The sequence below is a fragment of the Streptomyces spongiae genome (assembly GCF_009377185.1).
GTDB classification, from domain to species: domain Bacteria; phylum Actinomycetota; class Actinomycetes; order Streptomycetales; family Streptomycetaceae; genus Streptomyces; species Streptomyces spongiae.
This window is the reverse complement of the sequence record NZ_VJZC01000644.1, coordinates 1-5,452: the sequence shown is the minus strand read 5'-3', so window position 1 is coordinate 5,452 and position 5,452 is coordinate 1. Positions and strand designations below refer to the sequence as shown.

Genomic DNA, 5,452 nt, shown 5'->3' with positions numbered 1-5,452 from the left:
CATCACCCCCAGGGGCTCCGCCCCTTCGACCCCGCTGGGGCTGCGCCCCAGACCCCCTTTCGGCCTGACGGCCTCGTCCTCAAACGCCGGACGGGCTGAAAGGCCCGTCCCAGGTCAGCGGGAGCAGAGAACCAGGTTGACCGTGTCGCCGGACTTGACGACCTTGGGGGCGTGCGGGTCCACAGCGAGCACCGAGCCCGGCTTCAGGCTGCCCTTGGCCAGCGCCTGCTTGGCGAGCACCAGGTCGTCGCCCTCCAGGTCGATCGTGACGGTCACCCCCTTGATGTTCGAGCAGCAGGGTGGTGGCCTCCTTAGGGAGGTGGCTAGCGCCCCCCCGCCCGCGGCTATGAAGGCCGCGGCGACGGCGGCGACGCCCAGCGTCCGCCGGCGACGGGTGCGGCGCACCATCCCCGGCGCGTCGAACTCGGGCACGTCGGCGGAGTCGGCGTAGTTCAGCGGACCGTGCTCGGCGAGACGTCGAGGTCGGCCGCGATGGGGAGTCGTGGTCAGGCGGCGGAACCTCCGCCAGCGGTCGTTGGCCAGGTTCCCCATGATCCGCCGTACGTAGGCGTCCGGAGCGTCCTTCAGCAGTCGCGTGGGCACTCGTGCGGCCCAAACCCAGGAACATCGCCACCGCCCCGATCGCTATACGGGCATGAGCGAATACCGCATCGAGCACGACTCCATGGGTGAGGTCCGGGTCCCCGCGGACGCCAAGTGGCGGGCCCAGACCCAGCGTGCCGTCGAGAACTTCCCGATCTCCGGCCAGCGCATCGAGCGCGCCCACATCGAGGCCCTCGCCCGCGTCAAGGGCGCCGCCGCGAAGGTGAACGCGCGGCTGGGGGTCCTCGACAAGGACGTCGCCGAGGCGATCCAGGAGGCGGCCGAGGAGGTCGCCCGGGGGGACTGGGACGAGCACTTCCCGATCGACGTCTTCCAGACCGGTTCCGGGACCTCGTCCAACATGAACACCAACGAGGTCCTCGCCACCCTCGCCACGGAGCGGCTCGGCCGGGACGTGCACCCCAACGACCACGTCAACGCCTCGCAGTCGTCCAACGACGTGTTCCCCTCGTCCATCCACATCGCCGCCACCGCCGCCGTCACCCGGGACCTGATCCCGGCCCTGGAGCACCTCGCGAGCTCGCTCACCCGCAAGTCCGAGGAGTTCGCCGATGTCGTGAAGTCCGGGCGCACCCACCTCATGGACGCCACTCCGGTCACCCTCGGCCAGGAGTTCGGGGGGTACGCCGCCCAGATCCGGTACGGCGTCGAGCGGCTCCACGCCTCCCTCCCCCGCCTCGCCGAGCTCCCGCTCGGCGGCACCGCCGTGGGCACCGGTATCAACACCCCGCCCGGCTTCTCCGCCGCCGTGATCGAGGAGATCGCGCGGGTCACGGGGCTGCCGCTCACCGAGGCCCGTGACCACTTCGAGGCGCAGGGCGCGCGGGACGGGATCGTGGAGGCCAGTGGGCAGCTGCGGACCATCGCGGTGTCCCTCACCAAGATCGCCAACGATCTGCGGTGGATGGCCTCCGGGCCGCGGACCGGGCTCGCGGAGATCTCGCTCCCGGACCTCCAGCCCGGCTCCTCGATCATGCCAGGGAAGGTCAACCCCGTGATCCCCGAGGCGGTGCTGATGGTCGCCGCGCAGGTCACCGGCAACGACACCACCGTCGCCGTCGCCGGAGCCGCCGGCAACTTCGAGCTCAACGTGATGCTGCCCGTGATCGCGAAGAACGTGCTGGAGTCCGTCCGGCTCCTCGCGGGCGCCTCGCGGCTGCTCGCCGACCGCACCGTCGACGGGATCGTCGCCCACCGCGAACGGGCCCGCGAGTACGCCGAGTCGTCGCCCTCCGTCGTCACCCCGCTGAACAAGTACATCGGGTACGAGGAGGCCGCGAAGGTGGCGAAGAAGTCGCTGGCCGAACGGAAGACGATCCGGGAGGTCGTGCTGGAGAGCGGGTACGTGGAGCGGGGCGACCTCACCATCGAGCAGTTGGACGAGGCGCTGGATGTCCTGCGGATGACGCGGCCGTAACCAGGGATGACGCCTCGCCAACCTCGCATGACACGGCCGTAACCGTTGTCCCGCCAGGGCGTGAACCATGACGCCGACTACGGCGTCGTATGCCTGTGGCACCTAATATCTGTGCATGGCGGACGACGGAGCGGTGAGACGAGTGGAAAAGGGCGGATCGGCGGCGGGTTACTGGACGCCCGGGAGTCAGATCCTCTGGCGGTACCGGGAGAACGCCGGCGAGCACTTCCATATCGTGCGCCCCGTCACCGTCGTACGGGATGACGACGAGCTGCTCGCCGTGTGGCTGGCGCCGGGCACCGAGTGCGTCAAGCCCGTGCTCGCCGACGGCACCTCGGTGCACGTCGAGCCCCTGGAGTCCCGCTACACCAAGCCGCGGAGCGTAAAGCGCGGCCGCTGGTTCGGCACGGGTGTGCTGAAGCTGTCCCGGCCCGGCGAGCCGTGGTCCGTGTGGCTGTTCTGGGAGCCGGGCTGGCAGTTCAAGAACTGGTACGTGAACCTGGAGGAACCGGGGACCCGTTGGGAGGGTGGTGTGGACTCCCAGGACCACTTCCTGGACATCTCGGTGTACCCGGACCGTAGTTGGGTCTGGCACGACGAGGACGAGTTCGCGCAGGCCCAGCGGGACGGGCTGGTGGACGCCGGGCTCGCCGAGCGGGTCCGCGCGGCGGGGCGCTCGGCGGTGCGGGTGATCGAGGCCTGGGGCCCGCCGTTCTCGGACGGCTGGCAGCACTGGCGCCCGAATCCCGAATGGGGCGTACCCTCCCTTCCGGACGACTGGGACCGCACTCCGGCGCACGCGTCGCCATGAGACCCTTGATGCGCCCCCGGTACACAACCGTAGGATCGTCCTCCGCAAAGGAATTTCATGGGGGCAACTCCCGCAGGACGCACAGTGCTTGACCAGACGTCACCGAGGGGCGGCAGGACGTGATCAAGGGGTACGAGGGCTACACCGGTACGGGCCGGAGACGGCCGTTCGGACCGTCCGCGCGGTCGGTGCTGTGGGCGGCCGGGTCGGCCGGTACCGTCTGTGGCACAGGAACTCCCTCTGGCCACGAGGGAATTCCGTTCCCGGGGCAGGTATTCCGGGTATCGGGATTCCTGCGGGACGAAACAACGGGTTTGCTGTGTGCCGGACCCCACGCACGGCCCACAGCCCCGGACGGATGGATTCGACACGCGTGACGGAGCACCCCACCTCCCATGAGCGCCCCCAGCCGGGCGCGAGCCCCGCGGACCCCCGCGGGGCGCTCCTGCGTACCCCGGAGGCACTGCCGATGCCGGCCACCGAACCGCTCCAGCTGCCACCCTCCGCCGCCTTACCAGCTCAGGCGCGCACCGGCGACGCACCCTCCGAACCGGGTACGACGGCCTGCGCGATGAGCTCCCAGGGCGCCTCCTCGGGCCCGGGCACCTCGGCGACCAGCGACACCTCCGCGCCCGGCGGTCCGGAGCACTCGCAGCCCGCGGCCACCGAGCCCGACCCGCACCGCCCTCGCCCCGCTCCGGAGAGCATCCCGGCCCAGCCGGGCGCCGAGCAGTCCTCGGGTGCCTCGGACGGCCAGGAGCGGCGCCTGGGCCAGGGACTGCCGCCGGGCAGCCCCATGCCCATGCGGCGGGACGGGGACCGGCTGCGGTTCGTGGGCGCGGCGACGCGGCGGATCGCCCGGGGCATCGACCTGGACGAGATCGTGATGGGTCTGTGCCGGGCCACCGTGCCGACGTTCTCGGACGCGATCCTGGTCTACCTCCGTGAGCCGCTGCCGGTCGGCGACGAGCGGCCCGTCGGCCCGCTCGTGCTGCGGCTGCGCCGCACCGACCGGATCCCCGCGGAGCGCGACACCGAGAACGGCTTCATGCCCGCGGTCCAGCAGGAGCCCGCCGACCTGTCGGCGGTCACGGCGGAGCTGTGCGAGGTACGGCCCGGAGGCGCGCTCGCCGAGGTGCTCCGGGGCGTACGGCCGGTGTTCGCGGACGCGCCCGCGGCCCGCGCCGCCCTGCCCGAGCTCATCGGCGAGGACAGCCCGTTCACGGTGCCCACGGGACAGCGCGCCATCCTGGCACCGCTGCGCGGCCGCCGCCGGGTGATCGGCGCGGCGCTGTTCCTGCGCCGCCCGGAGCGCATGGCGTTCGAGCAGGACGACCTGCTGGTCGCCGCCCAGCTCGCCACGCACAGCGCGCTCGGCATCGACAAGGCGGTGCTGTACGGCCGCGAGGCGTACATCGCGGACGAGTTGCAGCGCACGATGCTGCCCGAGACTCTGCCGCGCCCCACCGGCGTACGGCTCGCGCACCGCTACCTCCCGGCCGCCGAGACCGCGAGGGTCGGCGGCGACTGGTACGACGCGATCCCGCTGCCGGGCAGCCGGGTCGCCCTGGTCGTGGGCGACGTCATGGGGCACTCCATGACCTCGGCCGCGATCATGGGCCAGCTGCGCACCACCGCGCAGACCCTGGCGGGGCTCGACCTGCCGCCGCAGGAGGTGCTGCACCACCTCGACGAGCAGGCCCAGCGCCTGGGCACCGACCGCATGGCGACCTGTCTGTACGCGGTGTACGACCCGGTCTCGCACCGGATCACCATCGCCAACGCCGGGCATCCGCCGCCGGTTCTGCTGCACCTGGGCGGCCGTGCCGAGGTACTGCGGGTCCCGCCGGGCGCGCCGATCGGTGTGGGCGGGGTGGACTTCGAGGCGGTCGAGCTGGACGCGCCCGCCGGGGCCACACTGCTGCTCTACACCGACGGCCTGGTCGAGTCGCGCCTGCGTGACGTGTGGACCGGCATAGAGCAGCTGCGCGAGAAGCTCGCCGCCACCGCGCAGCTCACCGGCCCGGACCATCCGCCGCCGCTGGAGGCGCTGTGCGACGAGGTGCTCGACATGCTCGGCCCGGGCGACCGGGACGACGACATCGCGCTGCTCGCCGCCCGCTTCGACGGGATCGCGCCCAGTGACGTCGCGTACTGGTTCCTGGAGCCGGAGGAGATGGCTCCGGGCCGTGCCCGGCGGCTGGCGCGGCACGCGCTGTCCCGCTGGGGCCTGGAGGACCTGACCGACTCGGTGGAGCTGCTGATCAGCGAGGTCGTGACCAACGCGGTGCGGTATGCCTCCCGGCCGGTCACGCTGCGGCTGTTGCGCACGGATGTGCTCCGCTGCGAGGTCACCGACGACGTGCCCCAGCTGCCGCGGCTGCGGCAGGCTCGTGCGACGGATGAGGGCGGGCGCGGGCTGTACCTGGTCAACAAGTTGGCCAGGCGGTGGGGGGCGACGCGGTTGAGTACGGGCAAGGTGGTGTGGTTCGAGCTCAACCGGGCCTGAGCGTTTGTCGTCGGCTGCGGGTTCGTTGTGGCTTGTCGCGCAGTTCCCCGCGCCCCTAAAAAACCGCGCAGTTCCCCGCGGCCCTAAAAGG

At 71.9% G+C, this 5,452-nt stretch carries 4 protein-coding genes; 3 read left to right on the top strand and 1 reads right to left on the bottom strand.

The window, feature by feature from the left end; genetic code table 11:
- Window positions 1–114 precede the first annotated feature (114 nt).
- Window positions 115–603 carry a hypothetical protein gene (locus FNH08_RS43640; protein ID WP_322726409.1) on the bottom strand — a complete coding sequence of 163 codons (489 nt, stop codon included), beginning with the start codon at window positions 601–603 and terminating at the stop codon, window positions 115–117.
- Between the two features lie 52 nt (window positions 604–655).
- On the opposite strand from FNH08_RS43640, the gene FNH08_RS43630 reads away from it, so the two are divergent.
- From FNH08_RS43630 to FNH08_RS43620, 3 genes are all read left to right on the top strand, one after another.
- Window positions 656–2,041 carry a class II fumarate hydratase gene (locus tag FNH08_RS43630; protein ID WP_152777053.1) on the top strand — a complete coding sequence of 462 codons (1,386 nt, stop codon included), beginning with the start codon at window positions 656–658 and terminating at the stop codon, window positions 2,039–2,041.
- A gap of 115 nt (window positions 2,042–2,156) precedes the next feature.
- Complete coding sequence (fomD, locus tag FNH08_RS43625; protein WP_152777052.1) at window positions 2,157–2,852, top strand: cytidylyl-2-hydroxypropylphosphonate hydrolase; 696 nt, start codon at window positions 2,157–2,159, stop codon at window positions 2,850–2,852.
- 358 nt (window positions 2,853–3,210) lie between these two features.
- On the top strand, window positions 3,211–5,361 hold the full coding sequence (locus FNH08_RS43620; protein WP_152777051.1) for an ATP-binding SpoIIE family protein phosphatase: 2,151 nt from the start codon (window positions 3,211–3,213) through the stop codon (window positions 5,359–5,361).
- Window positions 5,362–5,452 lie beyond the last annotated feature (91 nt).

Coding starts and splice junctions, on each gene's coding strand:
- fomD (WP_152777052.1), top strand. CDS start 2,157: ATGGCGGACGACGGAGCGGTGAGACGAGTGGAAAAGGGCGGATCGGCG.
- FNH08_RS43620 (WP_152777051.1), top strand. CDS start 3,211: ATGGATTCGACACGCGTGACGGAGCACCCCACCTCCCATGAGCGCCCC.
- FNH08_RS43630 (WP_152777053.1), top strand. CDS start 656: ATGAGCGAATACCGCATCGAGCACGACTCCATGGGTGAGGTCCGGGTC.